The sequence below is a fragment of the Pseudoalteromonas sp. THAF3 genome (genome assembly GCF_009363775.1).
Lineage (GTDB): Bacteria > Pseudomonadota > Gammaproteobacteria > Enterobacterales > Alteromonadaceae > Pseudoalteromonas > Pseudoalteromonas ruthenica.
Genome location: NZ_CP045418.1, coordinates 2,592,736 through 2,619,233, shown reverse-complemented (window position 1 = coordinate 2,619,233; position 26,498 = coordinate 2,592,736). Strand labels below are relative to the sequence as shown.

Sequence of the window (26,498 nt, the reverse complement as noted above, 5' to 3'; positions counted from 1 at the left end):
TTATGTTGCACCTAAGTGACAACCAAAGGGAGGTCAATTGTCCGTGCATTGATGTCGCTATTGGCTAGCGCGCATGGAACCGACGCGCACCGTACAAGTGAACTTGCAGGTAGAAAGGTCGATTTTTGAATAAAGCGTGATTTTTGCTTTATTTAATGTTGAAATTGACACTAATTACTAGGCAAGTCAACTGCAATTATGATTACTGTTATATCTCCAGCAAAGAATCTTGATTATGATACGCCTGCGCCAACGCAGGACTACACGCAGCCAGAGCTGCTGAGCCACAGTGAAGAGCTGATCGAGGTGTGTCGCGAGCTTTCGCCGCAGCAGCTTGGCAGCCTTATGAAGATTAGCGATAAGCTAGCGGGGCTCAATGCCGCACGCTTTAGTGAGTGGTCGCAGCCATTTACCCCTGAGAATGCAAAACAAGCGGTGTTTGCATTTAATGGCGATGTTTACACAGGCCTTGATGCATCAAGCTTAGAGGATAAAGCCTTAGCCTATGCGCAGCAGCATCTACGCATTCTCTCTGGCCTTTACGGGGTGTTAAAACCACTGGATCTGATGCAGGCTTATCGCTTAGAAATGGGCACCAAGTTAAATAACCCCCGAGGCACAAATTTATATCAATTTTGGGCAGAGGTTATCGCCAAAAAATTAAATGAAGCCATGGCGCAGGCGGGCACATCCACGCTGGTTAACTTGGCTTCGAATGAATATTTCAAAGCGGTGGACAAAAAAGCACTCGACGGGGCGATTGTTACGCCTGTATTCAAAGACTGTAAGAACGGCCAATACAAGGTCATCAGTTTTTATGCTAAAAAAGCGCGAGGGATGATGGCGCGTTATATTATCGAAAACCAAGTGGACTCGTTATCGGCTTTGCAACGTTTCGATAGCGCGGGGTACTATTTCAGCGCTGAAGCGACGAAAAAAGACAACGAACCGGTGTTTTTGCGCGACGAGCAAAGTTAATTCCACATAGGGCTCTGCTGTTTTCTTTGAAGGTGAGGATGAGAGCCCGCAACCCCTTCCCCAGTCATCTTCCCTACTAATATGGCAGCTATCTTGCATCATTTACGCTTTATCTACTTATGCGCATGAATGGAGCATTGCATGTTCGCTAATTTCAATGTCGAAAAAGCACAAAAACTCATTGAAGAAAAACTCGGTGGTTGGCTAGAGACCGCAATCAGTCATATTCCTAACTTAGTGGTGGCGATTGTCATTACTATCGTCTTTGCGCTGTTGGCGCGGGTGCTAGGCTCAATCATTAGCAAAGTATTAAAACGCTCTTTGGACTCCGAGCAGATTGCAGGTTTAATGACCTCTATCGTGAAGATTTTGATTCTCACTCTCGGGGTGTTTATCGCCCTAGATTTCTTAGGGTTAAAAGGCACTGTCACTTCATTGCTCGCGGGTGCGGGGATTGTCGGTTTGGCTATCGGTTTTGCCTTTCAAGATATGACCGAGAACTTGATTGCCGGTGTCGCCATGGGTATTCGTAAACCCTTTAGACCCGGCGATGTAATCGAAAGTGGCGATGTGTTTGGCACCGTAAAATCAATTAATCTGCGCAATACGTTAGTAGAGAACTTTTACGGTCAGTTGATCATTATTCCCAACAAGATTCTGTTTCGCAATATTCTCACTAACTACAACTATCTCGGTACCCGTCGTATCGAAGTGCCGGTCGGTATTTCTTATGGCGATGATATCGAAGCAGCAGAAAAAGCCATTGTCGAGCACATCAATAACCTCGACTTTGTTATTCGTAAAGAGGATACCGCCGTTTACGCCGATGGCTTTGGTGATAGCGCTATCAATCTGCTGGTTTGGTTTTGGATTGCCTACCCAAATGATGATCCAGGTTACATGGAAATCCGCAATCAAGCTTACATTACCGTTAAAAAGGCGCTCGACAGTGTGGATGTGACTATTCCATTTCCTATTCGCACCTTGGATTTTGGTATCAAAGGCGGTGAAAAGCTGGTGCAGATGTTGCCGTCACAGTCACCAGAAGAAGGGACGCATAAGCAACGAGGCCAGGATGAAAAACCGGGTGAGGACAGTGAATAGCGACACATGTGCGCGGCTGCTGACTCGGTAAAAGCTGCAAGCGGGTTATAAAATTTTCCCGCTTCTTCTGGTTATTCGCAGTAATTGGGGAGTGCAAGTTGCAATTAGCCCACGCTCTGGTGCCATCGTTTAAATCAGACCTAGCTCGATGCCTCGCAATACAGCGCGGGTACGATCGCGTACCATCAGCTTGGCTAAAATAGCAGAGACCTGATTGCGCACTGTACCTGCGGATTTATGCAGCGCCTCGGCAATCTCGGCGTTAGAGAATCCAGCAGCCACCAAGCGGAGAATTTCCAGCTCACTGAGACTGAGAGTTTCGTATTGGGTAAATTCATACAGCGGGGGATTATTCGGGCGTGAGGCGTGACAGGCGATAGTTTGTGTTACCGCCGGTTGTAACCAGCGTTGTCCCTGGCTGAGCGCGATGATGGCATCGGTGAGCACCGCAAAGGAAATATCTTTACGTAGATAGCCATCAGCACCAAGGCGAATGCTTTTGAGTACCAATTCATGCTCGTCAAAGGTCGAAAGTAGCATGACTGCAACAGGGAGCTTGGCATTGCGGATCTCACGCAATGCGTCAATACCACTGACTGTTGGCATACGCACATCTAACACCAAGACATCGACCGGGTTGGCCGTGAGCCAAGTAACAATATGCTCTGCGTGGTTGCGTTGTGCGCTTACCTGCAAATCAGGATGCAGTGCTAATAAGCTACATAATCCCTCGAGCACCAAATTTTGATCATCTACCACTGCCACTTTAATCACTATCAGCCTCCGCACCTAACGGAAGCGCGATATCTAGGCGCGTGCCGGTCGCTAGCGAAGTCACAGTCAGCTCGCCGTCAAGTTGCATCACACGCTCTTGCATCCCCTTGAGCCCGTTTCCCCATTGATGGTGGTTAATACCCATACCGTCGTCCTCAACGCGCCAAAGTAACCACTGTTGCTGACGCCACAAGGAAATATCACAGCGCGTAGCGTACGCATGTTTGCGCACGTTAGTAAGCGCTTCTTGGGTGGCACGAAACAGCAACTCGGCGATTCGCGCATCTCGCACTTTGACACGCTCACTGTAATGCAGCTGGGTAACAGGGTGAACAGTATCTGCAATCAAAGTTGTTAGCGCCTGCTTGAGATCAATATTATCGAACGCCCTGAGAGTACTCACCGTATCGCGCGTATGCGCCAGTAAATCAGTGATTATATGTTTGCACTGCGCCAAAGGGGGTTGCGCTGAGAGGCTAAGTTGTTGGGCCAGTTCCAGTTGTAAATTTAACGCCGTTAGGCCATGTCCTAACGAATCGTGGATGTCTCTAGCGATGCGCAGGCGTTCATCGCGCTTGGCGGTATCTTGCAGTAAAACCTGGGTGGCACTGAGCTCTTGGAGTAGGGCCTTATTGCGCTCGTTGGCTCGGCGCTCATCAAGTAAGGCGTAGGATAAGCGCAGAGCAAACAAGTGATAAGCGATGAATAAGAGACTATTCACGAGGTCGTAGGAGGTGGGCGTGGTGGCAAAATAGGCTAAAGGCATAACCAGTGCCAAAGCTAAGCACACTATTAGCGGTGCCAGATAGACAAGGCTTGCTACATACACCACAGAGAGGATTAGAATGAGACCGCTTTTTATCCAAATCAGTAGTATCAGCAACAGACTAAATTGTGCTGTGGCTAATATTTTCTGGGATCGAAAAGTTCTTTGTGGGCCCGTAGTACGCAACAAGTGCAGCATGACAAAACCAGTGAACACAGCAGCGACGAACACATCTGGGTAAGGCAAGTTTAAGCGCAGTACATCCTGTTGATGATGCAGCGAGTAAAATACAAAACCAGCGACGATGGCGCAGGTGAATAGTACTAGAACAGAGCCAGTCCAATTCGCTATAAAGTGGTTACTTTGCCATGCCTTCATGTTGTTGCGTCCATGCGTTTACTGCTCGGTATATAAAGCTGCTAAGCCTTGTTGGTTAGCCACAAGTAAGTATGAGCGATTGAACGAGATAGTACATAGGTCGACATTTTTTTGCGCTATTTTTATGTCGGAATCGCAATCACTGCCATGCACAAAAGCACTTAGCTCACCTGCATCTAGGCTAAAAGAGTGTCCCTTAATGCTAACCTGAATTGGCTCGGCAGCAAAGATACGTAAGGCATAGGCGTCGTCTTGGTTATCTTGCTGTTGCTCTATAAGGCTTATGTTTATCTGAGCAGCGTTTTGCCAGGCGACAACGTGGTATGCGTGATCATATTCCACTTCCACTTTCTTTTGCGCTACTGGGCCAAATACGTTTCTTGCTGCAACATAAAGGGAGAGCTTTCTGTTGGCATTACTCTCGTGAGTAATGGCATATTGCTGCGCATCTTTCGCTAGGGTAGCAAGGTAATAATCATCATCTGCCACGTCGCGTTCATCACCGTTAAGTTGGGTGTTGGCGATGTGGTAATCCAGCTCGTAGTCAGTGGCGTTAAGCAGATAGTAATCATTTTTATAATAATCACTGCCAAAATTAATGGTTTCCAGCTCTTCCTCTAAATCATCCGACGAGCAGGCGCTCAGAAACAGTGCGGCGGTCGTTAAAAATAACCAGTGTGACTTCATCGTTTTATCCTTAATGGCAATGGGTGTATGCCCAAGTTTATCCATCAAGGAATGACACGCATGTGTCAAAAGTCATAACTGTATAATGAAGTTTTAAAAAGAGGGGTCGTTACTGGCGGGCGTAATTACTGAATTCACGTAGTGACAGCTTGCCATCTTTGTCCTGATCATAGCTGCTAAAGCGTGACCATAACGCGGGTTCTTGAGCGGCTTCTGATTTACTAATGGCACCATCGCGGTTGCGATCGAGTTCTTTAAAGCGCGACTCCACACTCCCTGCGTGGGCAGTGCTCAGAGAACTTAGAGCAATTAATGAGATAAATACAGTGACTATTACTTTCATATGAGTTCCTTGCGCGCGACTACGCACTTATATTGTTAGCCTAACGAATCGATTTTCACACGCCAACCAGAATAAGATTAATGGCTAGATTAGTGCGATTAAGTCCTAACTGGGTGTTAATTGTTGTTGCCTGAACCGAGCAAACTCATCGGCACTGAGTGTGTTATCTCGATTACGGTCGAGATCAGAAAAGACAGGCGCTAAACCATCAAGCTGCTGCGCTTCCAAATACGAAATAGAGTGATTATGATCACTATCCAAATGTTGAAATGAAACCTGGCTTTTTGCAAAAGTGACTGTTATCACCGTGAGAAAAGCAACGAAAACACTTAAACGTCGCACTGCATCCTCCAATTCATAGTGGCTTAATTCAAAAGCAGGTATAACCGATTTATCATGGCAAAGTCATACCCGCGCAGCATTAACAAGAACAATGCCAGTTTTTGTTCTTGTTAAAATTCATAGGGTTAGTACGTTGGTCATGAAGGTAGTTAGGTAAAGTTGTTGCCAAATAGCAACAGGTGGCGCGTTAATTTTTAAATTTATATATATTTCAAAGTTTTACGGATTCGCAAATTTGCAACAGGAGGCAAGTTGATAAAACAGTTATGGCGTTGGCGGCCCAATCTATTTGCACAGTTTTTTATTGGCGTAGCCATTCTGTTGGTGCCACTGGCTTTAGTCGTGGTGGTGTTCTTGCAGGCCCTTGATAAGCACATGGTGAATACTCAGCAAATGGTTCTGAGTAGTTATCAAAAAAATGAGCAATTCAATGAATTTAAGCAACTTTTTCAGTCTCTGGAGCGTGCAACTCTGCAAAATTGGGTACTGCAAAGTGAGCAGTTAAGTGAAGCGGTAGCACAGCAATGGCAAAAAGCAGATACGATGCTGGATAGCCAAATCAGTGCCGCTGATGTATTCAGTGAACAAAGCCGCTGGCAAGAGCTGTATGCCACCTTTAGCGCTACCCGCGATGAATTGCGTAATAGCCAAACGCAAAACGCACAATTGTTTGTTCCTTTACGCCAGCAGATTAATACCCATGGTCAGTGGCTGCACGAACACACTAAAAAGCAAGTGACGCATGCGCAGCAAGCTCTGGCTGATTTACAACAAAGCTTTATCCATTGGCTGGTGGCCTTGGTGCCCATTGTGTTGCTTTTTGGTGGCGGGTATCTATGGCGTATTAGCAGCCGACTCAGCTACCTTTCACGGGTGATTGGGCGCTTAGGTAAAGGTGATTGGGATGTTGATATTAAGCTCACGGGTGCCAAAGAATTAAGAGAGCTGGGGCAGAAGCTACACTGGATGCAGCAGCAACTACAAGCGTTAGAGCAGCAAAAGGATACGTTCTTACGCCATGTTACCCATGAATTAAAAACCCCCCTGGCATCAATGGTGGAAGGCTGTGATCTGCTTAGCGAGCAAGTCGTTGGGCCCATTAACGAGCAACAGCAGGATGTGCTGGAGCTGATCAGCCAAAGCACCGAACGCCTAAGAGCGATGATTCAAAGTTTGCTCAATTACAATGCTATTCGCTCACGCACCGCTAATCCGCGCCCGTGTGAGCTTGCTGACTTAAAACACCAAGTGTTAGAGCATTTTGCTGATCGCTTAGCGTTAGCGCAACAGAAGGTAAATTGGCAGTGTGATAAAAAACTCGCTATGCTGCGCCTTGATGGCGAATTGGTACAAATGATTTTGGTGCAGCTACTCTCGAACGCCATTAAGTTTTCTCCACCGGGTGCCACCATCACCGTCACGATTAGTCAAAGTAAGTCTGAGGTTGAATTAAAAGTATGCGACCAAGGACCTGGAATTTCTAAAGCTGAGCAAGAACGTCTGTTTGACGCTTTCTTCCAAGGCAAAGCGGGCAAGTCTAGTCGCTTGCAGGGCAGTGGGTTAGGTTTGTCGATAGTTAAAGAATGTGTTGACCAACTCAACGGTGATATTAATATTCATTCAGTTTCCCCTAAGGGCAGTTGCTTTACGCTGCATTTCAATCAGTAATGGAGTTCATTATGAATAAGTTTGTCGCCTTGGTGAGCCTAGGTATGATCAGCATGCTAAGTGCCGGCTGTCAGTTGCTAGGGAGCGCAGAACCCAGTGCAACTGTGGTTGAACAACCCAAAGCGCCAACAACAGTGGTGGTCGGTACGCCCAACCCTAAACCGCGTCCAAAACAGCCGCCACCTTACCCCAGCGCACAACAGCTAGTGCAATGGCATGCACAGCAGTGTGGTGGTTTTGCCGCCACGGCGCAGGATAACGATGAAACTTTCATTGCCGAGCCGCAACTGAAACAATTTTTTGCGCGCTTATGCTTACGAGGGCAAACGCAGCCACAAGAAATGTTGGCTGAACTCGAAGTCGTGAGTGCCCAGTATTACTGGCCTGAATCTAGCGCTCGCTACTTCTGGTTGCTGAAACAGCAACTTATCGCCAATGCGCAGATGCGCCAGGAGTTACAAGCGCAAAAGCAAGAGCAAGCGCAAATGAAAGCGCGCATGCAAAAAACCTTGTCTTCGCTTGCCGCAATAGAGCAACAGCTATTGCAGCGCAGTACCCAGCAGGAGAGTGACAATGAGTACTAAGTCCAAAGTTTTATTAGTGGATGATGATGAAAGCCTACTGAAGTTACTCACCATTCGCCTGTTAGCCAATAACTATGAGGTTAGCACCGCGAATTGTGCCAGTGATGCCTTAAGCGAGCTGCAACAACAGCACTTTGATGTGCTTCTTACCGACTTGCGCATGGATGATATTGATGGCATGCAACTCGCCGAACAAGTGCAGCAACTTTACCCGACCATGCCAGTGGTGATGATGACCGCACATGGCTCTATTCCCGATGCGGTGAAGGCTACCAAGCAGGGCGTGTTTGCCTTTTTGACTAAACCCATAGATAAAGACGAGTTAATCGATACCCTAGCTAAAGCGGTGCGCCTGCACGGTCACAGCCAAGGTCAGCAAAGTAACCATCATGGTATCGTTACTCGCAGTGCCACCATGCATCACCTGTTAGAGCAGGTGCGAATGGTTGGCGCCGCTGATGTGAATGTGCTGATCTCTGGGGCCAGTGGTACGGGTAAAGAGTTATTGGCCAAAGCGGTGCATGAAAATAGCAATGTCAGTGATGGACCTTTTGTTGCCATCAACTGTGGTGCGGTGCCCGCAGAGTTGTTGGAATCACAGCTCTTTGGTCATAAAAAAGGGGCTTTTACCGGGGCCACAACGGACCATGTGGGGTTATTCTCACAGGCCGAGGGAGGCACCTTGTTTCTTGATGAAATTGGCGATATGCCTTTGAATCTGCAGGTGAAGCTATTGCGGGTGCTGCAAGAGAAAACGATTCGCCCGGTAGGTCATAGTGAAGAAATCCCCGTTAATGTGCGGGTGGTGTCGGCAACCCACAAAGACCTACCCACGGCCATTAGTGAAAATACCTTCCGTGAAGATTTGTATTACCGCTTAAATGTCGTCAATCTGCGCCTGCCGGCGTTAAATGAGCGTCGCGAAGATATCTCGCTGTTGGCACATTACTTTTGTGAGCAAATTGCGGCGCGCCAAGAGCAGGCGGTGAAACGCTTCAGTGACGATGCTATGGACTTGTTACTGCGCCATGATTGGCCCGGTAACATTCGTCAGTTACAAAATGTGGTGGAGCAAGTTGTGGCGCTTAGCCCTAGCGAGCTTATCAGTGCGAAGCAAGTAGCGCTGGCGCTACAATGTGAGATGGAGTCGAGCTCACCCATCGCCCTTAATGAAGCGAAAAAGCAATTCGAGCGTGAGTATTTGATCCGCGTTTTGAAAATGGTGGATGGCAATGTTGCCCAAGCCGCTAAACTCGCCAAGCGTAACCGCAGTGACTTTTATAAGTTGATTAAAAAGCACGATATTGACGCTGAGCAGTTCGCGCCATCGGCAAGTAAGTAAGAGCCACTTTAAGGCTCTTACAATCTCAATAACTCATAGATATACTGACTCTTTTAAGATGCATGGAATAATTTAATGCAGTTATTTATGGTGTATTTAGGTGGGCGTGTTCGCGGCTGTCATATTGAAATGCACGACGTACGCTTTGTGGTTGGGGAGTCCATTGACGATACCTACTCAAAACTCAAGGCGCAATGGGTCGGTGACAAGGACAAGGTGCATATGGACTCGTATATGGCTGTTAACGATATTGATGGCTACCACATTGCCATTGCCGACACGCCGCAAAATCGTCCAGAACGTTTGTATTTTGTGAACTTAGGTGCCTATGAAGCGGATAAAATGGCTGAGCAACATGCCTTCACATTGACCGTTGCACACAGCGCCGAGCAAGCCAAACAGCAAGTCAAACAACGTTATTTAACGCACATGAGCCATCAGCATAAAGATGATCTCCATGAGGTGGATGACTGCTTTGCCTTGGATTTACTCGATAACCAATACCACATTCATCTAACCCCAAGCGGACGCTCGCAAACGATCAAGCCGGATTGGTTTGGTTATCACGTCTTGTAGCGACCTAATTACTCCTCGTCCTGCTCATCTTGTTCTTGTTTGATGGCCATGCGTATCGCAATAATGACTAACGCAAACAATGCAAAGGGCAGGGCCGCGAGGGCGTACTCTACGATATGGCTATCTTGATAGTTGGGTTGCAACACAAAGTGACCACCCACACATAAAGCGATAGCAATAAATAAAATAGGCAGTAGGGCAAGTTCTTTTTTAGCGCGGTGTGGTTTCACAAAAATAAGGCACGAGGAGAAGACGTGCCTTATTGTAATGAACCTTCACTGTTAGGTTCAAGGGGTATTGGCTGAGGAGGCGTTGGCTCAGCGTGTTCGCTATTATTAAAGAGCGCAAAAATATACTCAATCTCCTCAGGTTGAAGAAGCTGACCTGTCATACTCATTTGTGCTCCATAATTGCGACGATGACCTAACTCTAACGCTTTAGGAATGAATAGGTCGTGAATCAATCTTGGATTATTTTAATGGTCAGTGAAAAGACCACGCCACTGCCATCAGCGAGGTTTTCAGCCTTTATTTGTGCTTGATGGTAATCGGCAATAAGCCGAGCCACGTACAAGCCTAATCCCAAATGGGGCTGCTGCTGCTTATCTTGCTCGCGGACCGACACCATGGAATCAAAAATATGCTCACCGATATCCGCAGGAAGCGCTGGGCCTTGATTACTCACTTTAAGTACTGCGTGCTGAGCTTGGCGCTCAAGGGAAACGCCAATCGCGCTTCCTTCGTAAGCAAACTCCAGGGCATTGTTAATCAGCTTATCTAACAGCTGCGCTAAAAAATCAGCTGAACCTTCCACGGGAATAGCTGCGTCGCTAATGTTGATGTCAAAGTGTGCTTGCGGGTATGCGAACTGATAACCCTGCATACAGCCAAGCACCACTTGCTGCAGATCGTAATGCTCTTTTTTTGCCGTTGAGATACTTTGCTCTAAGCGTGTTGCTTCGCTCATGGTGGTGATCAATTTGTTCAGCCGATTGACTCCTTCTTGAGCGCGGGTGAGGTACTTTTGCTGTTGTGGTTCGGTGGCGATCATTTGCAAGTTTTCTAATGAGCTGCGCACCACCGCCACCGGTGTGCGTAATTCATGAGACAGGCGTGAGGACATATTCTCCAGGTAATGGGTGTAGCCGCCCAAGCGATTAACGATGTTGGCGAAGCTGCGGGATAAGTCACCAATTTCATCACTGTCTTTACTCAGTGTTAAGGTACCGCGAACACGACCTTGCTCATCAATGGCTTGCTCGGCACTGTCACGCAGGCGACGAATGCGCGAGGAAATACGAGAAGCGAAGAAAAACAGCGTAATAGTGCCGATAAACATCACCGCCAAAATCACGTTAAATAGCTTTTCCAGTGCCTTGTTGCGCAGCGTACGCACGCCATTGGTGGTCTCTTCTGCGATCACCGCGCCGAGCACTTGGTCATCACCCCAAATAGGGTAGGCGGCACTGAGAATAACGGCTTTGTTATCCGGTGTCAGGCGCCAGTTGGAGGCCGGCTTGCCTTTTAGCGCGTTGGCTATGTGGCTGCCTTCAAGGGCGGCTACATCGTGCAAGGTATCTAAAAAATCACTGGGCGGGCGGGTGAGAATTTTATAGTACAGTGGGTGTAAAAAGCGCTCTTCAAAGCGTTGCCACGCCCCTTGTTGTTCGTTTTCTTGTAACGAGCTTGCCCAGACGCCATCGGCATGCTGAATGGTGCCCGACTGTGCTAATACTCGATGATGTTTATCGACAACCCAAATGCGGCTGCCGCTGTGACCCATGCCTTTAATAATGCGCTTGATCTCAGGCGATGGCAGCAACACGGTGCCAAGGCGGTTGGCATCATGCACATTGGAGGTGGCCATGAGGTGGCGCTGCTGTTGGCCATCGTCCCAGTCACTGATGGCAAAGCCCAGTTTGTTACCAAGCATATTTAAGGGCATACGCAGCTCGATGTTATAACCTTGTGTAGTGCGTCGGAAATAGCCTTGAATTTGTGTGTAGGGTTGCAGTGACGGCAGTTCAAAGGCGTTGACCCAGCCATCTTCGCGGGTCGCGACAATGTAATTCGTAAGCTCCCCTTGTGGCGTTTTTATGGCGATTTTTAAGTGGTCGTTGCGACTCACGCCAAGGGCATTTTTGGGGCGGTAACGCACGATGTTATCTCGCACCGCGAACACCGCGTACAGGTAATTACCATACTTGCCGACCATATGACGAAAAGAGAGATCAGCGTTGTCGTGCTCTGGGTTGGGGGTACTCAGGTATTGGCCATGATACTGCCACATTAACTCTTGATAAGGCTGCCAATCACCCAATTCGCCATCAAGCCGAATGGCATTATCGATGCTGTAGGCGTACAGGTCGCGACCTTTCTCGACCTTGTCGGTAAATTGACTGGCGTTTTCAAACAGGGCCGGGCGTTCGTGTAAGGCTGTGGCCAGAGCTCGGGTGGTGCCCACCAAGGTTTTTTCTTGCCCTTTACGTAGGTACTTTTCCATTTCCCAGACGTATTCGTAGCCAAGCCATGGCAGGACGAATAAAAAGCAAGATAACACAATGACCTTACTGCGCAGGCCGAGGCCAAATCGTGCCATTTACTTCATTTCCCAGCGATAACCCATGCCATAGACGGTATTGATACAATCAAAGCTAGCATCAATGGCTTGGAATTTTCTGCGAATACGTTTTACGTGCGACGTGATAGTGCTGTCATCGACGTATATTTTCGCATCGCTCATTAACTCATCACGACTTTTTACGTGACCAGGGCGCTTAGCAAGCGAATGTACCATCCAAAACTCGGTTACGGTCAGATCCACGGCTTGGTTTTGCCAAGCGGCGCGCATCCGTTTGAGGTCTAACTCCAAATCGCCTTGCTCTATGGTTTCATTCGCTTGCGGGGGCGTTTCTTGTGCTTCCACGCGGCGAAATAACGCACCAATACGCGCTGCCAAGTGGGCCATGCTGATATCTTTGGTAAGGTAATCATCAGCCCCCATACGCAGGCCACAGACTGTATCAATTTCGCTGTCACGGGCTGTTAAAAAAATAATTGGCAAGGTATGCGAGCGGGCACGCAAACTTTGGCACAGCATAAAGCCACCATCAATCTCATTGCCTAAGCCAATATCGACGATGGCGAGATCCGGTAGTTGCTCAAACAGCGCTCTTTCAGCACTGGGCCTGTCGGCAAACCCTTGTACTTGGTAGCCTTGTCCTTCGAGCATTTCAACGTAGTTATCGCGAATAGCAGCTTCGTCTTCGATAATGGCAATGCGTTTCATAATCCGTGTGCTGAGTTTTTTGTTGTGAGCGCTACTATATCGCGAATTTAGCGCTTTGTGAGCAGTAACAGGCTAATTGCCATAATTCATCATTTTTGTGATCGCTATGGCCGTCAGTGATTTATGCGAAGGACAAAAATATCCCCAAGGGTGTTTGGCTTATGTTAACGACAGGCTACAATAGCGGCTTTATATTTCCCAAGGTAGGCCCATGAAACTGACAGTAGAAATAAGCAAGTACCCATTGCATCAAGACTATATCCCCTATATTCAAGATTTCATTGACCGCCTTAATGCGCATGGCGATATTAAAGTGATCACCAATACCTTATCAACTCAGGTGTTTGGCGATTATGACACCGTGATGTCAGTGGTGAGTGCAGAAATTAAACGTTCCTATGAAACCTACGGCAAGGCTATTTTTGTGTGTAAGTTTCTATGCGGTGACCTCTCTCCTGAAGCGAGTTAAGAGGCGTAAAGATGGAAACTCTGAGCGCTATTATTGCCGGATTCAGTGCCATGTCGGTGTGGGAATACGTTGCTGTGGCATTATCCATGGCTTACTTGCTATTGGCTATGAAAGAGAGCTTGTGGTGCTGGCCGGCGGCTTTCATTAGCACCTTAATCTATACCTTGATGTACTGGAACGGCGCTTTGTTAATGGAGTCGGCGCTACATTTTTACTATATGGGTATGGCGGTGTACGGTTGGTGGGCATGGCGCTATGGTCGTCAAAATAGCGCCCGCCAAGGCATTACTTCATACACCGTCCAGCGTCATGCAGTGGTAATCGCAGCCACGACGGTGGTCGCCCTCGTGGCAGGGTATATTATGGATAATTACACCCATGCTGATTACGCCTACCTTGATAGTTTAACCACCTGTTTTGCGGTGGTAACGACCTATTTAGTGGCACAAAAAGTGTTGGAAAACTGGCTATATTGGGTGGTTATTGATGCCGCGTCTATCTACTTATATGTTGCTAAAGGATATTATCCGACAACGGTGCTATTTGTGTTTTACACGGTGATGGCGGTGGCCGGCTATCTGCGCTGGCGGGCGCAATACCAGCATAAGAGCACCACAGGAACGGCTTATGCCTAAATCTGTTGCCTCAATTAATAGCTTAGTGCGGCGTTATAAACCCAGCACGCGCATTGAGCAAATTACCTATTTGCCACAAGGTGTGAGCAACGAAAACTATCGTGTTGATACTGCAGAGCAATCGTGGTTGGTTAAATTTTATGCCAAGCCATTACCCCACGAGGCAATTGCGACTCAGCGCCGCTTAGCCAAACAGGCTGCTTGTCCGGCGCCCTTGTACGTAGATGAAGCGCATCAAGGAGCTATTTTTCATTATGCGCCGGGAAAGGTGCCAGAGCAGTTTGATGTCAGCCAAGCTGTGAAGTGTTTACAGCTCATCCACGCCCAGCCATGCAGCGGGCCATACCTTGATTTGCATGCCGAGCTTAAGCGCTATGAGCATCAGCCTTTTTACCAAGCATATGCGCAAGCGCTGCATCAGGTTGTCACTGATACTAAAATGCAATCTGAAGATATGCGCTTTTGTCACAATGACTTAATTCGGCAAAACATTATTAGTTACTTAGGATGTTGGCAGTGCATTGATTTTGAATATGCTCAGCCCGGCGACCGATACTTTGATCTCGCCATGCTGAGCATTAGTTTCTCTCTGACTGAGGCACAACAGCACGCGTTGCTAAGTGAGTACTTTGGCAGTGAGCAACGCATTGACTGGGTTAAGTTTACGGCTATGCAGAAGTTAGTCGCGGCGCTGAATTATTTTTGGTATCGAGCGAATAACACTGCGCATCGAGTGGATGAAGCCAAACTACAACTCGATGAGATTCTAAATGCCACCTAGGCGCTGCGCCAACTCCTTATATCTTTCCACGTCGCTTTTATCGAACATTGGGTCACCGTTATCATCTTGGCTTTTGGCAATGAGCAAATGCTCACGGGCAAGGCGTTTTACGCGTTCAATTTTTACACCAAGGTATTCGGCAACTTGTTCTGCAGTCATCAAGTTCATAGGGGCTCCAAACAGCATATAAATAGTAGTGTACATACAGTGAAACAGACGCTGTTCTTCTCAATAGCTGTGCGCTTTTATAGCGGCAGCAAGCCAACAATACTGAAATAAAAAGATGATGATATCTCAGCCCACTTACAGCTTGTTGAGGGAAGTTAACAGCAAATTTGCAACACAGTAGATATAAGTAAAGTTCAAGATAGCAGGATTGCCAGAGAAAATAACGCAAAAGTATGAGTCAAATGTAAATACCTTGAATGCCAAGGCGAAATTGCATCATGAATGAGTGAAATTTAATCGTATTGCTCGGTGCTGAGTGACAGCTGCTGAAAATATCGCCATATGATCGGCTAGGGCTAGTATTTACCTTGTGATGCCTTTACTATAAGCGCTGTCTGAACACACAGACACTGCGCTCTCGTGGTGAAATGGATATCACGTGGCCCTCCGGAGGCCAAGTTCTAGGTTCGATCCCTAGCGAGAGCGCCATTTCTTTCCGTTAATATTACCGCCGTTAAATCAATCACCATCTCTCTAATATTGAGCATGTCATTTTTATTTTGTGTGTGACAGTTATGAGCTATCAGCCTATGCCATGCAGTTAATATCATGCATTAGAACAACTTTGCATGGCGCTGCGCCAAGTCAATGTGCAGCTATATTCGCATGAGTCGTTCATCGCTCCAGTGCACCTAGATACCATCAAAGCGATTAACGCGCTTTAAAGACGCTTAACAATCGCTTGCCTAAGGTATAAATCACTTGCTTAGTATGGATGGGAATAATCACAAATAGTCCCATGCCAGCATGAAAGTCAGGATTCATTTTGCAGTAAAAGGCAATCTCTTTTTTATCACTGGCGTGAAAGGCCGCAAGCTCCGAGATGCTGTAATTACTTGCACGGTTCACAGGCTTTAAACAACGAAGAGAGCCGCCAGGGCTTACTCTTCCCTCTGCGTTAAAGTGCTCAAACAGCGCGTTGGGACTTCTGCAATCTGGGTGTGGCCAGATAATTGCTACATGCTTGGCGATGGCCCGGTACATTGCTGGACTGAGCATTGTATCGGCATAATACACAGCGCACCAAGGACGTGTAAGCCAGTAGCGAATACTGTGATACAGGGAAAAGGAGAAGGTATTGCCACCGTTTCTATATTGTGGGTAAAAAGCTGCAGAGGCTCGTATTACCGTGCTTTTGTCGTGCCGTGTGAAGGTTAACAGGCAATAGCCAACCAGCGTGCTATGGTCAAAATAAAGCCTGAGCTTCCGCTGACATGCCTTGGGGTCATCAAAATAGTATTGCATGTACTCATCAGGGCTGACCCCGGCAAAGCTAGCGGCGATCACTTCTTTAAGCGCTAGCCGCTGCGCGGTGCTAAGCCACTGGGTCTGCTGATCTAAATCGCGTATTTTTAAGCTCATACGTGGGCTACATCCGTGTGTGAAGGGGTAACGTGGCAAGCTAAGCAGACCACGTGGGTAGGCTTTTTATAGCCATTTTTTCATACGAAAATATAAAGCGACGGCGGCGGTTAATATCACTAGAGCGAGAACGAACAACGGGAATGCCGCTGCTGATTCCGTTCCAGGAATTCCGCCAATATTGACGCCCAGTAAACCGGTAAGAAAGCCCAAGGGTAAAAACAGCGCTGCTACCACTGACATCACATACATACGCTTATTAAGTTGGTCGGATACTTGGCTGGCGACCTCTTGTTGGATTATCTGGGCCCGCTCAATATTCAAATCAAGTTCTTCTAAGTAGCGCAGCAGATGGTTAATGGTTTCATTAATGCGCGGCATATCACTGTCAGCCAACCAACTTGGCTGTTGACTCACAAGCGCGCGCAGAGCCTCCTTTTGTGGTCTGATATAGCGCTTCAAGCCGATAGTTTGGCGGCGCACCTGTGATAGCGCATTGTGATCATGTGCTCGTTGGCTATCAACATCTTCTTCAAATTGGTCAAGTTTATCTTCGAGTTCATCTATCACACCTTGCATTCGCGAGGTTAAATTTTCGCACAATTGGCATACCAGTGCTGAGGTGGTACTCGGCCCTTTGCCTTTACGTAAAGATTCAGCAAGGGCATTCACCGACAGCAGGCGGCGGTGGCGCGTAGAGACGATAAGTTGTTCACTAACGAACACGCGAATCGATACCATATCATCAGGACTATCTGCCGGGTTAAGATTGACGCCACGCAAAAACAATAAATGGCCACTGTCATCGCTGACAATACGAGGGCGTGTTTCATCGGCAATAAGGGCATCATGTGCAAATTCACTTAATGGCACCGCTGCTAAGTATTGCTCAATATCATCTTGGCAGTAATCAAGATGTAGCCACAGCACACCATCACTGGGCTTCCACTGCTTAATCGCTGATTTTTCAGTTAATTGTTCAGCGCCGCCTTGAGCGTCTAACACTAAGGCATGAATCAAAGCTGACATAACACCTTCACTTTCAATACAGAATGTTTCTTCTATCCTTGTCTATTATCGCTACAAGATCAATGAATAGTCTTTATCGACGCGAGTAATTTAATTCACTGTTCTTTATCGATAATTACCGTATAAAGCGGCTTTTACTATTGCGCTCCTCGCCGTTGGAGCATACAAGTGACTTCGCATATGACAAATAAAATAACAGTAGGTTGGCGTGAGTGGCTAGCCCTGCCTGAGCTGGGGATTGATAAAATCAAGGCTAAGGTAGATACCGGTGCCCGTACTTCATGTATTCATGCTTTTCGAGTTGAAGAGTTTATACAAGATGAGCAGGTCTGGGTGCGGTTTTGGGTTCATCCCATTCAAGACGACAACGACACAGAGATACAGTGCCAAGCGAAGGTGATAGATCAGCGCACCGTTACTGACTCTGGTGGGCACCAAGAGCAGCGTTATGTCATACAAACGCAGTTACTTATTGGCGGCCAACAATGGCCCATTGAAGCAACACTCACAAATAGAGACACCATGAAATTTCGTATGCTATTGGGGCGTACAGCCATGGCAGGGCGTATTGTTGTAGACCCTGAATTGTCACACCAAACACAATTATAAGGTTTATTATGAAAATCGGCATTTTATCACGTAACAAGTCGTTGTATTCCACTCGCCGTTTAATTGAGGCGGCGCAGCAGCGTGGCCATGAAGTGCAGGTATTGGATGCTTTACGCTGTTACATGAATATCAACTCGCAAGAGCCGGAAGTACACTATAAAGGTCAAAAACTAGAGGACTTCAATGCCATTATTCCGCGCATCGGGGCTTCTGTTACGTTTTATGGCTGTTCAGTGTTACGGCAATTCGAGATGATGGGGGTGTACCCTGTGAATGAATCCGTTGCCATCACCCGCTCGCGCGACAAATTACGTTCTTTACAGCTACTATCACGCAAGGGAGTGGGCATGCCGGTAACCGGTTTTGCATCCAAACCCGATGATGTCAAAGACTTGCTTGAGATGGTGGGTGGAGCCCCGGTTGTTATCAAGCTGCTTGAGGGGACACAAGGGATTGGGGTGGTGCTTGCTGAAACACGTAAGGCGGCCGAGAGTGTGATTGAGGCTTTTATGGGCCTGAAAGCACACATCATGGTGCAGGAATATATCAAAGAAGCGGGTGGGGCTGATATTCGTTGCTTTGTCATTGGCGATCGTGTTATTGCGGCGATGAAGCGCCAAGCCCAAGAAGGTGAATTTCGCTCCAATTTACACCGTGGCGGCAGTGCCAGCTTGGTACGGATTACTCCAGAAGAGCGTAAAACAGCAGTGGCCGCCGCTAAAGCAATGGGGTTAAATGTCGCTGGGGTTGACTTACTGCGCTCTGAGCGTGGCCCTTTAGTGATGGAAGTTAACTCTTCACCAGGACTCGAAGGAATTGAGTTAGCGACAGGAAAAGATATTGCTGGCATGATTATTCAATTTATAGAAAAGAATGCTAAAGAAAAGAGGACCAGAACCCGTGGCAAGGGCTAAAAAGAATCAGGCATTTACGCTGTTAGGTGAGCAAGTCGCACCTGGGCAGCGGCGCACCTTTGAGCTTGAAGCGGCCAAGCTATATACCCACTCACCACTGACCATTAATCTTGAGGTGGTTAACGGAGTAGAAAGCGGTCCGGTATTGCTGGTGTGTGCAGCAATTCACGGTGATGAGCTCAACGGTGTTGAAATCGTGCGACAAACCTTAGCAAAGGTTGATGCCACGCAATTGCGTGGCACCTTAATTGCTGTGCCTGTTGTCAATGTGTTTGGTTTTATCCATAAATCTCGCTACCTTCCCGATAGGCGCGATCTCAATCGCTGCTTCCCAGGCTCGCAGCGAGGATCTGTGGCGGGGCGTATGGCGAATACGTTTTTTAACGAAGTGGCGATGCATTGCAGCCATATCATTGATTTGCATACAGGCGCCATCCACCGCACCAATTTACCGCAGATCCGAGCCGATTTAAGCAATGAGGAAACGGCTAAAATAGCCAATGCCTTTGGTACGCCAGCGGTGATCAATGCCTCGCTACGAAACGGCTCACTGCGCAGTGAAGCGGCAGAGCTTGGGATCCCGGTGATCACGTACGAAGCTGGAGAGGCGCTACGTTTCGATCCCATCGCTATTGCTGCGGGTGTGCAAGGGGTGGAAAACGTCATGCGTAAACTGAGGATGCTACGAGGCAAACGGGTTCGCAAGCAGGCGGAGCCGGTTATCGCCAGTTCTACCAGTTGGATCCGGGCCGAAACAGATGGCATTATCCGCGCTCAAGTCTCCCTTGGCGAGCGCGTGAGTAAAGGCCAAGTGTTGGCTTATATCAACAGCCCGCTAGGGGATAGTGAATGTGCGATTTTAGCGCCGCGCAGTGGCATTGTGATTGGACAGCAAACCATGCCTTTGGTGAACGAGGGCGATGCTATTTTTCATCTTGCCTATTTTGCGCATGCCAACTCGTTGGTTGAGCAACAGCTAGAGACGTTTATTGATGAAATCAGTGACATGGATGATGAGTTGAAAACACCTGAGCTTAACAATGAATGACAGGCGCAATTGCGCCTGTTGGCATTTGCTTTAAGGTTTATTTTTAGGTGCCAGTATGCGCCGTGTAGGCTTGGCTTTTTGTGGCGGTTTGTTCAGTACCATCACTGGCCGGGTTACAAATAAATTGTTGGGATAGAGAACACGATGACCCTCTAGGTGCTCTAACACCACGTTCATCAACCCCATTTCAATAATCCGTCCTTCTATGAAGTTGGCGCCATCAATCACCTTGACCCAGTTGCCGACCCGGCAATCATTTTGTACAAACATCAGCAAAAACGATGTCAGATTTGAAAGCAAAGACCAACCCGCAAACATCGCGACGCCAAGCATTGCAAACAGGCTTGAGCCGACCACTAATAGCCCGCGTAACTCGATGCCCCAGAACACCAACAGGATGCACAGCAGAACAAAAGCAAGCAACACTTTGAGTAACAATTGCGCGCGTTGTTTGCGATGAGGGTCGACTCGACCCCGGATCGTTTTGTTAAAAATTTTCAGCTGCAAGCGCACCAATAAAGGGAAAAGCAGCAGCACCACAAGGGTAACCAGCCACTTATAATGTTGAGTAAGAAGATCAACCAGCGCCACAGATATGTTCCTTATAAAAACAAGTTGTTAAAGCCGCTGTATAGCATGGAAACAGCCATCAGCAAAGTGTATTTAGAAGGATTTCTTCACGGTCACCAACCACTGGACGGGGTCGACATCATTTGGGCGGTTGATAGCCCTGGCGACATCGATATGAATAACCGTTCCGGCGTTGGCGCGACTTGGTGCTAAGCGTAAACCAACCCCATAGTTGTGGCGAAAGTGGGTGTCATTGGCGGGATTGCTGTTGGTAAACCAGGCTTGTCCAGCGTCATAAAAAGCAGCCCCACCGACGCGAAATAACTGCCATAGGTTATATTCCCAATAATAGCGCTTCTCAATGCTAAGCAGTGCTCGCCGATCCCCTTGCTGATAATGCTGCGGGTATCCGCGCAGCCCGGAATCGCCACCTAGTGTAAGCTGGCGGTCCAAGGTTAACCCTTCAGCGCCATCTATACGCGCCTTTACATACCACGATTGAGCATCATCACTATTAAAGAAATACTCAGCTTGGGTGCCAAAAAATAGATTCTCAGCAGTGAACCCATCTTCGCGTAGCTGACCTTGTACATCCACCGACCAACGCCACAGACTCTGCTGATTAACGTAGTGGCTGCGCTGCACACGAAAGTCGAGCACCAAACGGTTAGTATCGCCACCCAGAGATTCGCTTGAGTAACCTAAAGTAGTATCGATTTGCCAACCTAGGTTCAAATCTTCGGTGCGCGTGATAGAGTCGATATTGTGTACTTTTACATAATCGTCTTGTAACCAGCTGACTCGTAGATAGGGATAGGAAAGCGTACGCTCTTCGGCAAGAGGTAACACGGTTTCATCTATCGCATCAAACCGGTCTTTTTGGTAGCGATAACCGACGATGGTACGCTGCGTCCAATTCGGGGCTGGTGAGCTTGAAACCCCATAAAACACATGGCTAGAAGAGGTATGTTGCGAGAACTCACTGATCTCTTCACCGCGATCATAGAGCTTCTCCTGACGGCGGTTACTGCCATTGGCCACCCCATAACTGTGTTTTGTAGACAGCGCATAAAAAGGATAAGTGACCGACAGCCAATGGCGCTTACCGTCACTGTTATCTGCATACTCAAGACGACCGCGATAACGACTGCCGAGAATATTCGGATCGTCATAGGTAAATTCGTAACCACTGCGCTCCTCATCATTGGTGCGTACTAAGGATACGCGCTTACCCCAACCAAGGAAGTTACTGTCACGAAAACCAAACGTGGAGCGGTTCTCACCTCCGCTGCGGCTAAAGCTAATCTCTGGCAACAAAGTCCAGAGCTCACGGGTTTCGACTTTCACATCCACAAACTCGTCGCACCGCGTTTGCGCACTGATCCGAGCGTCATATAAATAGCCTTGTTGACGTAGCAAACGTTCTGACTCGCGTAATTGTTGTGGGCTGTAGCGATCGCCTGGTTGGAACAACAAAATATTCTCTAACACTTGCTGTTCAGTCATCACATGCATGTCGTTGGCAAGGCGAAACAGCCAGTTATTTTCTTCGTCTAATTCGGTGTTAAAGATATTTTGCTGGCTAAAGCTAATGTCTCCAATCCGTCGGCTAGGATTGGCATCTGGAAGGGGAGCTTTGTCCTCGAGTTGACGCGATAGTAAGTGGTTACTTTGCACTTGGGACTGTTCATTCTTGCACTTTTCCTGCTGCGCGGGAGCAGCACTGGAAAAGGCGGCTAGGGTACTAAGTAGAACGAATAGTCGATTCATTTAACTCACTTTTTTCCATATCGTGAATTAAAGTGTATCGCACATTTATTAACTTGCGCTTAAATAATTTCCTAATTCGGTTAACTTACCTTGCGCTTCAACCCCTGTGGCGCTGATCCAAATATTGTCGCCATAATGTTCAAAATGCAGCTCAAAAGGAAGCTGTTCAAAGCTAAAACGCAGCATGTGCCTGTCTACACCTTGTTCAAACTCACCGATGACGATGGCGTCATGATGCAAGAAAATACGGCCCCAAAAGTCGAATTCATCGGCGCTGGGCATCACATCAGGAGTAATGATAATAACGTGGTGTTGGCTATCTATAGCGAATCGGGTCACAGTTAAGCTCTTATATAGTATTGGCGATTATTCGGGTGACAGATGATTACGAATTAAAGTCATAAAGGCACTGCCGTACTTACTGAGTTTAGTGAAACCCACACCCGATACTTTTAAAAACTCGGTGTCATTGGTAGGCATAAGTTGCGCCATTTCCGCTAAGGTTCGGTCATTGAATACCACATACGGCGGCACATCATCATCATCCGCTAGTTGCTTGCGCAAGGCGCGCAGTTTAGCAAACAGCTTTTTATCGTAATTGAACTGGGCCAGCTTATCTTGATAAACGTGCTTGGCTTGTAAACGTGGCTCAGCAAGTTGTAACTGATATTCGCCCTTGAGCACCGGTCTGGCTGCTTCGGTAAGGTGTAGTACCGAACCTTGGGTAATATCTTGATGCAGTAAGCCCTGATGAATGAGCTGGCGCAAAATACTGAGCCAATATTCGCTGCTGTGCTCCTTGCCAATACCATAGGTGCTTAAGGTGTGATGATTGAGATCCCGGATACGCTGAGTGTTAGCGCCACGCAGTAACTCGACGATATAGCCCAGCCCGAATTTTTGTCCGGCGCGATACACACAGGATAGCGCCTGTTGCGCCACCACGGTGCCATCAAAACGCTGCGGTGGATTTAAGCAGATATCGCAGTTACCGCATGCCTCGCGCTGGTATTCACTAAAATAATTAAGCAGTATTTGTCGTCGGCAGGTTTGCGCTTGAGCAAAACTGGCCATGGCATTGAAACGTTGCTCTTCGACGCGGCGGCGCTGCTCATCGTCAATGTCTTCAAAAAAGCGCCTAACTCGAGGGACATCCGCCGGGTCAAAATACATAATGGCTTCTGCGGCTAAACCATCCCGTCCGGCTCGGCCAGTTTCTTGATAATAAGACTCGATGTTTTTAGGAATATCGTAGTGCACTACAAAGCGCACATTGAGTTTGTTGATGCCCATACCGAAGGCCACAGTGGCGACCACAATTTGAATATCGTCTTTGGCAAAAGCGTTGTGTACAAAGTGGCGCGATTCGTTACTCATGCCAGCGTGGTAACCGGCGACATTAAAACCTGCTTCACTGAGTTTTTGGGCCAAATCATCAACGCGCTTGCGGCTAGTGCAGTAGATGATGCCGCTTTGCCCACTTTGGGTGCGCAAATAGCGCAGCAACTGAGTGAAAGGTTTAAACTTTTCTTCCAAGGTGTAGCGAATGTTTGGCCTATCGAAGCTGCCAATATGGATATAGGGCGAGCGTAGCCCCAGTTGATTGACAATATCGACACGAGTGGCGCTGTCGGCAGTGGCGGTAAGTGCCATCATCGGTACATGGGCAAAGCGCTGTTTGAGTTCACTAAGGCGGAAGTAATGGGGACGAAAATCATGCCCCCAGTGAGAGACACAATGTGCCTCATCAACCGCAATCAGGCTGATATTTAAATAGCCAAGACGCTGCATAAACTCATATTGCAGCACTTTCTCCGGAGCAACATAGAGTAGCTTTATTTCGCCGTCATGGAGTTGCTGATAGATGAGCTGCTGCTGTTCACGAGTCAGAGAATTATTAATATAGGCCGCTTTGACCCCTTGGGCGTTGAGCTGGGTGACCTGATCTTGCATCAAAGATATTAATGGTGAAATGACCAAGGTTAGCCCGGGTAATAACATTGCCGGCACTTGGTAGCATAATGACTTGCCACCGCCTGTCGGCATGAGCACTAGGGCATCCTGAGCGCCAAGCACGGCGTTGATCACCTGCTGTTGGCCCTCGCGAAATTGGCTGTAGCCGAACACGTCGCGCAGGATCTGCTCAGGCGTTTGTTCGGAAAATAATGCGGATACACTGCTCATGGCCGCCTATTCTAGAGTCTTTTATTATTCCTGTCTGCAACTGCCTTGCTCTTTGCTTAAAAATGCATCTTCAGATAGGCTATAACTCATCTTACCAGTTGAGAACAGACTATGGATAAAGCTCAAGCCCTGAATAAGCTAAGCCAGTTATTTGCGCAAATGCCGTTTAACCAGTTATTGGCAATGGAGATCAAGGAGCTGGATGGCGAGTCGGCGAGCATCGAATTGCCATGGAGCGCGCAGTTAATCGGTAACCCGCAACAGCAAATACTCCATGGCGGAGTGATTTCGTCGTTGTTAGACACCGTGGGTGGATTGCTTGCTGCGGCATCGGTGATTGATAAATTTGGCCCGGCAGAAATGCTCAGCGCACAATCCCGGCTGGCAACCTTAGGCACCATCGATTTGCGCACAGACTATTTACGCCCGGGCAAGGGTGAGCGTTTTATTGCTACGGCTATGTTGATACGCTCGGGTAACAAGGTGTGTGTTTGTCGTATGGAGCTGCATAATGACCAAGGTGTGCAAATCGCTTATGGTACAGGCACTTATTTAGTCGGATAAACTAGCCCTTCAACAATGCGAGGCGTAGAATAGCGTTTTTACCGTTTGGGTTAGTGTTATGTCATCCGATGCTCAAGCCAAAAAAGGCATGCTATTCGCAGCCTTGGCGTTCACTATGTGGGGCGTTGCCCCGGTTTATTTCAAACAGTTGCTCGCTGTACCCGCTCTGGAAATCCTTGCCCATCGTGTGATTTGGTCGGTGCTATTTTTGTTGTTAGTGGTGGCAGTGTTGCGTCAGTGGCGTAACGTCCAAGTGATCATTAAACAGCCAAAATACTTACTCATGCTGGTAGTGAGTGCCACCTTATTAGGGTTCAACTGGGGCTTGTTTATTTGGGCGGTGAACAATGACCACATGCTCGATGCCAGTCTTGGCTATTACATCAACCCGTTACTGAACGTATTGCTCGGTGTAACCTTTTTATCTGAGCGCTTGCGTAAGTGGCAGCTATTTGCGGTGGCTTTGGCGCTCACTGGGGTGGCCATTCAGCTGATCAGTTTCGGTTCGTTTCCGGTGGTGGCCTTTGCGTTGGCTGGCTCCTTTGCCACCTATGGTTTAATTCGTAAAAAGATGCCCGTTGAATCATTACCTGGGTTATTACTTGAAGCGGTTATCTTATTCCCGGTGGCCCTGGCTTATTGGTACTTCTCAACGCCCACAGCAAGCTCCGATTTAATGGTCAATAGTTGGCAATTAAATACCTTGCTGGTTAGCGCCGGTATTGTGACCACCTTACCGCTATTGTGTTTCACCGCTGCTGCTAAGCGGTTGCAATACACCACTATCGGCTTTTTCCAATATATTGGCCCAAGCCTGATGTTTTTATTAGCCGTGGTCTTTTATGGCGAGGTATTTGATGCTGAGCGCATCGTTACCTTCGCCTGTATTTGGGCTGCATTGCTGGTGTTTAGTTGGGATTCATGGCGCTTTAGCCGCAACGCTCGCGCGCAGCACCAAGGCACCGTCAATCGCGCCAGCTTGCGTTAATTTTTAAACTCGCCCACGCCTGCTAATGGCTGGCATGGGCGTAAAGTGCGGTTTAATCGAGATCGTCGCTATCGATTTCTACTTCCACTTCAGGTGCGTCAAAGCTGCGTTTACGACCAAACAAGGTGAAAAAACGTGCCTTACTGGTTGTCAGTTTTAAGTACTTTATCCACGCGTTCTCGACCGGGTTGATGGGCGTGGATACGCCAGTCGTGGCTGCAACGAAGTGCGCTTGCGTGTCGTTAATGGGTTCAACCGTTTTTTCTTGCAAAGCTTTTAATAAGCGTCCATGTTCTTCTAAAATCTCCGATTCTAGTAGCGTAAAGTGGCCACTGCGGCTGAAACCGCGTGGGAACTTTTCGTCGTTATAGAATTTGTGATCGCAAGCAAAGGCTTTGCGTAATTCGAACAATTGGTGCGCCGTCATAGCTAGCTCCTAATACAAGGGAAATCGGCTGGAGTATGGTACACAAGCGTTGTTTTTTTAAACAAAAAATTTTTATCGTGAGGATAAACA

At 47.8% G+C, this 26,498-nt stretch carries 31 protein-coding genes and 1 tRNA gene; 15 read left to right on the top strand and 17 right to left on the bottom strand.

Features of this window, described 5'->3' with window-relative positions; all coding sequences use genetic code 11:
• The first annotated feature begins 198 nt into the window (after nt 1–198).
• Together yaaA and FIU82_RS12170 are read left to right on the top strand one after the other, a co-directional pair.
• Complete coding sequence (yaaA, locus tag FIU82_RS12175) at nt 199–978, top strand: peroxide stress protein YaaA (RefSeq protein WP_022943435.1); 780 nt, start codon at nt 199–201, stop codon at nt 976–978.
• A gap of 141 nt (nt 979–1,119) precedes the next feature.
• Nucleotides 1,120–2,082 (top strand): mechanosensitive ion channel family protein, encoded by a 963-nt coding sequence (locus FIU82_RS12170; protein ID WP_152441166.1) that lies wholly within the window; start codon nt 1,120–1,122, stop codon nt 2,080–2,082.
• A gap of 129 nt (nt 2,083–2,211) precedes the next feature.
• Here FIU82_RS12170 and FIU82_RS12165 read toward each other — a convergent pair whose 3' ends face one another.
• From FIU82_RS12165 to FIU82_RS12145, 5 genes are all read right to left on the bottom strand, one after another.
• On the bottom strand, nt 2,212–2,856 hold the full coding sequence (locus FIU82_RS12165) for a response regulator transcription factor (protein WP_171036709.1): 645 nt from the start codon (nt 2,854–2,856) through the stop codon (nt 2,212–2,214).
• The gene (locus tag FIU82_RS12160; protein WP_152441165.1) at nt 2,849–4,000 is read right to left on the bottom strand and encodes a sensor histidine kinase; all 1,152 of its coding nucleotides are present in this window, start codon (nt 3,998–4,000) and stop codon (nt 2,849–2,851) included. Before FIU82_RS12160 ends, FIU82_RS12165 begins: the two co-directional genes overlap by 8 nt.
• An 18-nt stretch (nt 4,001–4,018) precedes the next feature.
• Nucleotides 4,019–4,687 carry a hypothetical protein gene (locus tag FIU82_RS12155; protein WP_152441164.1) on the bottom strand — a complete coding sequence of 223 codons (669 nt, stop codon included), beginning with the start codon at nt 4,685–4,687 and terminating at the stop codon, nt 4,019–4,021.
• A gap of 109 nt (nt 4,688–4,796) precedes the next feature.
• Complete coding sequence (locus tag FIU82_RS12150) at nt 4,797–5,030, bottom strand: EF-hand domain-containing protein (RefSeq protein WP_022943440.1); 234 nt, start codon at nt 5,028–5,030, stop codon at nt 4,797–4,799.
• A gap of 105 nt (nt 5,031–5,135) precedes the next feature.
• The gene (locus FIU82_RS12145; RefSeq protein WP_022943441.1) at nt 5,136–5,372 is read right to left on the bottom strand and encodes a calcium sensor EFh; all 237 of its coding nucleotides are present in this window, start codon (nt 5,370–5,372) and stop codon (nt 5,136–5,138) included.
• Nucleotides 5,373–5,624: 252 nt separating this feature from the next.
• On the opposite strand from FIU82_RS12145, the gene FIU82_RS12140 reads away from it, so the two are divergent.
• From FIU82_RS12140 to FIU82_RS12125, 4 genes are all read left to right on the top strand, one after another.
• Complete coding sequence (locus FIU82_RS12140) at nt 5,625–7,040, top strand: HAMP domain-containing sensor histidine kinase (RefSeq protein ID WP_152441163.1); 1,416 nt, start codon at nt 5,625–5,627, stop codon at nt 7,038–7,040.
• Nucleotides 7,041–7,051: 11 nt separating this feature from the next.
• Nucleotides 7,052–7,624: a hypothetical protein gene (locus tag FIU82_RS12135; RefSeq protein ID WP_152441162.1), complete on the top strand. Its 573-nt coding sequence runs from the start codon at nt 7,052–7,054 to the stop codon at nt 7,622–7,624.
• Nucleotides 7,614–8,966, top strand: a complete 1,353-nt coding sequence (locus FIU82_RS12130; protein ID WP_022943444.1) for a sigma-54 dependent transcriptional regulator — start codon at nt 7,614–7,616, stop codon at nt 8,964–8,966. Before FIU82_RS12135 ends, FIU82_RS12130 begins: the two co-directional genes overlap by 11 nt.
• Before the next feature lie 75 nt (nt 8,967–9,041).
• Nucleotides 9,042–9,542 carry a DUF1543 domain-containing protein gene (locus FIU82_RS12125; protein WP_022943445.1) on the top strand — a complete coding sequence of 167 codons (501 nt, stop codon included), beginning with the start codon at nt 9,042–9,044 and terminating at the stop codon, nt 9,540–9,542.
• 8 nt (nt 9,543–9,550) lie between these two features.
• On the opposite strand, the gene FIU82_RS12120 is transcribed toward FIU82_RS12125, so the two are convergent.
• The 4 genes from FIU82_RS12120 to pdsR form a co-directional block, all read right to left on the bottom strand.
• Nucleotides 9,551–9,772 (bottom strand): hypothetical protein, encoded by a 222-nt coding sequence (locus tag FIU82_RS12120; protein ID WP_045979315.1) that lies wholly within the window; start codon nt 9,770–9,772, stop codon nt 9,551–9,553.
• A gap of 29 nt (nt 9,773–9,801) precedes the next feature.
• Nucleotides 9,802–9,939 (bottom strand): hypothetical protein, encoded by a 138-nt coding sequence (locus tag FIU82_RS18665; protein WP_157576255.1) that lies wholly within the window; start codon nt 9,937–9,939, stop codon nt 9,802–9,804.
• Between the two features lie 62 nt (nt 9,940–10,001).
• Nucleotides 10,002–12,140, bottom strand: a complete 2,139-nt coding sequence (pdsS, locus tag FIU82_RS12115) for a proteobacterial dedicated sortase system histidine kinase (RefSeq protein WP_152441161.1) — start codon at nt 12,138–12,140, stop codon at nt 10,002–10,004.
• Entirely contained in the window at nt 12,141–12,830 is a 690-nt protein-coding gene (gene pdsR / locus FIU82_RS12110) for a proteobacterial dedicated sortase system response regulator (RefSeq protein ID WP_022943449.1), read from the bottom strand.
• A 211-nt stretch (nt 12,831–13,041) separates the two neighbouring features.
• On the opposite strand from pdsR, the gene FIU82_RS12105 reads away from it, so the two are divergent.
• Genes FIU82_RS12105 through FIU82_RS12095 form a run of 3 tightly spaced genes read left to right on the top strand, consistent with a single transcriptional unit; the run spans nt 13,042 to nt 14,715 of the window.
• On the top strand, nt 13,042–13,299 hold the full coding sequence (locus FIU82_RS12105) for a hypothetical protein (RefSeq protein WP_045979317.1): 258 nt from the start codon (nt 13,042–13,044) through the stop codon (nt 13,297–13,299).
• An 11-nt stretch (nt 13,300–13,310) separates the two neighbouring features.
• The gene (gene pnuC, locus FIU82_RS12100; RefSeq protein ID WP_022943451.1) at nt 13,311–13,934 is read left to right on the top strand and encodes a nicotinamide riboside transporter PnuC; all 624 of its coding nucleotides are present in this window, start codon (nt 13,311–13,313) and stop codon (nt 13,932–13,934) included.
• A complete protein-coding gene (locus tag FIU82_RS12095) occupies nt 13,927–14,715 on the top strand; it encodes a phosphotransferase family protein (protein WP_152441160.1) in 789 nt (262 codons plus the stop codon). Before pnuC ends, FIU82_RS12095 begins: the two co-directional genes overlap by 8 nt.
• Here FIU82_RS12095 and FIU82_RS12090 read toward each other — a convergent pair.
• Entirely contained in the window at nt 14,701–14,883 is a 183-nt protein-coding gene (locus FIU82_RS12090) for a helix-turn-helix domain-containing protein (RefSeq protein ID WP_022943453.1), read from the bottom strand. The two genes, FIU82_RS12095 and FIU82_RS12090, sit on opposite strands and share 15 nt — an antisense overlap.
• A gap of 414 nt (nt 14,884–15,297) precedes the next feature.
• Between FIU82_RS12090 and FIU82_RS12085 the strand changes: the two genes are divergently transcribed.
• Nucleotides 15,298–15,372: transfer RNA gene (locus FIU82_RS12085), tRNA-Arg, on the top strand.
• A gap of 222 nt (nt 15,373–15,594) precedes the next feature.
• On the opposite strand, the gene FIU82_RS12080 is transcribed toward FIU82_RS12085, so the two are convergent.
• Together FIU82_RS12080 and zntB are read right to left on the bottom strand one after the other, a co-directional pair.
• The gene (locus FIU82_RS12080) at nt 15,595–16,305 is read right to left on the bottom strand and encodes a hypothetical protein (protein ID WP_152441159.1); all 711 of its coding nucleotides are present in this window, start codon (nt 16,303–16,305) and stop codon (nt 15,595–15,597) included.
• Nucleotides 16,306–16,371: 66 nt separating this feature from the next.
• A complete protein-coding gene (gene zntB / locus FIU82_RS12075) occupies nt 16,372–17,334 on the bottom strand; it encodes a zinc transporter ZntB (RefSeq protein ID WP_152441158.1) in 963 nt (320 codons plus the stop codon).
• A gap of 180 nt (nt 17,335–17,514) precedes the next feature.
• On the opposite strand from zntB, the gene FIU82_RS12070 reads away from it, so the two are divergent.
• From FIU82_RS12070 to FIU82_RS12060, 3 genes are read left to right on the top strand one after another with little or no spacing between them, the layout of a single operon-like run.
• A complete protein-coding gene (locus tag FIU82_RS12070) occupies nt 17,515–17,943 on the top strand; it encodes an ATP-dependent zinc protease (protein WP_045979319.1) in 429 nt (142 codons plus the stop codon).
• An 8-nt stretch (nt 17,944–17,951) separates the two neighbouring features.
• Nucleotides 17,952–18,857 (top strand): 30S ribosomal protein S6--L-glutamate ligase, encoded by a 906-nt coding sequence (rimK, locus tag FIU82_RS12065; RefSeq protein WP_045979320.1) that lies wholly within the window; start codon nt 17,952–17,954, stop codon nt 18,855–18,857.
• On the top strand, nt 18,844–19,905 hold the full coding sequence (locus tag FIU82_RS12060) for a succinylglutamate desuccinylase/aspartoacylase family protein (protein ID WP_045979321.1): 1,062 nt from the start codon (nt 18,844–18,846) through the stop codon (nt 19,903–19,905). Before rimK ends, FIU82_RS12060 begins: the two co-directional genes overlap by 14 nt.
• Before the next feature lie 30 nt (nt 19,906–19,935).
• Here the strand turns inward: FIU82_RS12060 and FIU82_RS12055 are convergent, their stop codons facing one another.
• The 4 genes from FIU82_RS12055 to recQ all read right to left on the bottom strand — a co-directional run bounded on the left by FIU82_RS12055 (nt 19,936) and on the right by recQ (nt 24,429).
• The gene (locus FIU82_RS12055; protein WP_022943460.1) at nt 19,936–20,496 is read right to left on the bottom strand and encodes a mechanosensitive ion channel domain-containing protein; all 561 of its coding nucleotides are present in this window, start codon (nt 20,494–20,496) and stop codon (nt 19,936–19,938) included.
• Nucleotides 20,497–20,568: 72 nt separating this feature from the next.
• Nucleotides 20,569–22,245 (bottom strand): POTRA domain-containing protein, encoded by a 1,677-nt coding sequence (locus FIU82_RS12050; protein WP_152441157.1) that lies wholly within the window; start codon nt 22,243–22,245, stop codon nt 20,569–20,571.
• 48 nt (nt 22,246–22,293) lie between these two features.
• The gene (locus FIU82_RS12045; RefSeq protein ID WP_152441156.1) at nt 22,294–22,584 is read right to left on the bottom strand and encodes a DUF3630 family protein; all 291 of its coding nucleotides are present in this window, start codon (nt 22,582–22,584) and stop codon (nt 22,294–22,296) included.
• A gap of 27 nt (nt 22,585–22,611) precedes the next feature.
• Complete coding sequence (gene recQ / locus FIU82_RS12040; RefSeq protein ID WP_022943463.1) at nt 22,612–24,429, bottom strand: DNA helicase RecQ; 1,818 nt, start codon at nt 24,427–24,429, stop codon at nt 22,612–22,614.
• Between the two features lie 111 nt (nt 24,430–24,540).
• Between recQ and FIU82_RS12035 the strand changes: the two genes are divergently transcribed.
• Both FIU82_RS12035 and rarD read left to right on the top strand, forming a co-directional pair.
• A complete protein-coding gene (locus tag FIU82_RS12035) occupies nt 24,541–24,993 on the top strand; it encodes a thioesterase family protein (protein ID WP_022943464.1) in 453 nt (150 codons plus the stop codon).
• 58 nt (nt 24,994–25,051) lie between these two features.
• Complete coding sequence (gene rarD / locus FIU82_RS12030) at nt 25,052–25,981, top strand: EamA family transporter RarD (protein WP_152441155.1); 930 nt, start codon at nt 25,052–25,054, stop codon at nt 25,979–25,981.
• A gap of 52 nt (nt 25,982–26,033) precedes the next feature.
• Here the strand turns inward: rarD and FIU82_RS12025 are convergent, their stop codons facing one another.
• A complete protein-coding gene (locus FIU82_RS12025; RefSeq protein ID WP_022943466.1) occupies nt 26,034–26,408 on the bottom strand; it encodes a DUF413 domain-containing protein in 375 nt (124 codons plus the stop codon).
• Between the last annotated feature and the right edge of the window lie 90 nt (nt 26,409–26,498).

Bases quoted from the DNA above. Each gene is read 5' to 3' on its own strand.
- FIU82_RS12125 (WP_022943445.1), top strand. From the start codon at position 9,042: ATGCAGTTATTTATGGTGTATTTAGGTGGGCGTGTTCGCGGCTGTCAT.
- FIU82_RS12135 (WP_152441162.1), top strand. From the start codon at position 7,052: ATGAATAAGTTTGTCGCCTTGGTGAGCCTAGGTATGATCAGCATGCTA.
- FIU82_RS12130 (WP_022943444.1), top strand. From the start codon at position 7,614: ATGAGTACTAAGTCCAAAGTTTTATTAGTGGATGATGATGAAAGCCTA.
- FIU82_RS12095 (WP_152441160.1), top strand. From the start codon at position 13,927: ATGCCTAAATCTGTTGCCTCAATTAATAGCTTAGTGCGGCGTTATAAA.
- FIU82_RS12050 (WP_152441157.1), bottom strand. From the start codon at position 22,245: ATGAATCGACTATTCGTTCTACTTAGTACCCTAGCCGCCTTTTCCAGT.
- pdsR (WP_022943449.1), bottom strand. From the start codon at position 12,830: ATGAAACGCATTGCCATTATCGAAGACGAAGCTGCTATTCGCGATAAC.
- FIU82_RS12070 (WP_045979319.1), top strand. From the start codon at position 17,515: ATGACAAATAAAATAACAGTAGGTTGGCGTGAGTGGCTAGCCCTGCCT.
- rimK (WP_045979320.1), top strand. From the start codon at position 17,952: ATGAAAATCGGCATTTTATCACGTAACAAGTCGTTGTATTCCACTCGC.
- FIU82_RS12170 (WP_152441166.1), top strand. From the start codon at position 1,120: ATGTTCGCTAATTTCAATGTCGAAAAAGCACAAAAACTCATTGAAGAA.
- FIU82_RS12150 (WP_022943440.1), bottom strand. From the start codon at position 5,030: ATGAAAGTAATAGTCACTGTATTTATCTCATTAATTGCTCTAAGTTCT.
- FIU82_RS12090 (WP_022943453.1), bottom strand. From the start codon at position 14,883: ATGAACTTGATGACTGCAGAACAAGTTGCCGAATACCTTGGTGTAAAA.
- yaaA (WP_022943435.1), top strand. From the start codon at position 199: ATGATTACTGTTATATCTCCAGCAAAGAATCTTGATTATGATACGCCT.
- pnuC (WP_022943451.1), top strand. From the start codon at position 13,311: ATGGAAACTCTGAGCGCTATTATTGCCGGATTCAGTGCCATGTCGGTG.
- zntB (WP_152441158.1), bottom strand. From the start codon at position 17,334: ATGTCAGCTTTGATTCATGCCTTAGTGTTAGACGCTCAAGGCGGCGCT.
- FIU82_RS12035 (WP_022943464.1), top strand. From the start codon at position 24,541: ATGGATAAAGCTCAAGCCCTGAATAAGCTAAGCCAGTTATTTGCGCAA.
- FIU82_RS12080 (WP_152441159.1), bottom strand. From the start codon at position 16,305: ATGAGCTTAAAAATACGCGATTTAGATCAGCAGACCCAGTGGCTTAGC.
- recQ (WP_022943463.1), bottom strand. From the start codon at position 24,429: ATGAGCAGTGTATCCGCATTATTTTCCGAACAAACGCCTGAGCAGATC.
- FIU82_RS12105 (WP_045979317.1), top strand. From the start codon at position 13,042: ATGAAACTGACAGTAGAAATAAGCAAGTACCCATTGCATCAAGACTAT.
- FIU82_RS12155 (WP_152441164.1), bottom strand. From the start codon at position 4,687: ATGAAGTCACACTGGTTATTTTTAACGACCGCCGCACTGTTTCTGAGC.
- rarD (WP_152441155.1), top strand. From the start codon at position 25,052: ATGTCATCCGATGCTCAAGCCAAAAAAGGCATGCTATTCGCAGCCTTG.
- FIU82_RS12160 (WP_152441165.1), bottom strand. From the start codon at position 4,000: ATGAAGGCATGGCAAAGTAACCACTTTATAGCGAATTGGACTGGCTCT.
- FIU82_RS12025 (WP_022943466.1), bottom strand. From the start codon at position 26,408: ATGACGGCGCACCAATTGTTCGAATTACGCAAAGCCTTTGCTTGCGAT.
- FIU82_RS18665 (WP_157576255.1), bottom strand. From the start codon at position 9,939: ATGAGTATGACAGGTCAGCTTCTTCAACCTGAGGAGATTGAGTATATT.
- pdsS (WP_152441161.1), bottom strand. From the start codon at position 12,140: ATGGCACGATTTGGCCTCGGCCTGCGCAGTAAGGTCATTGTGTTATCT.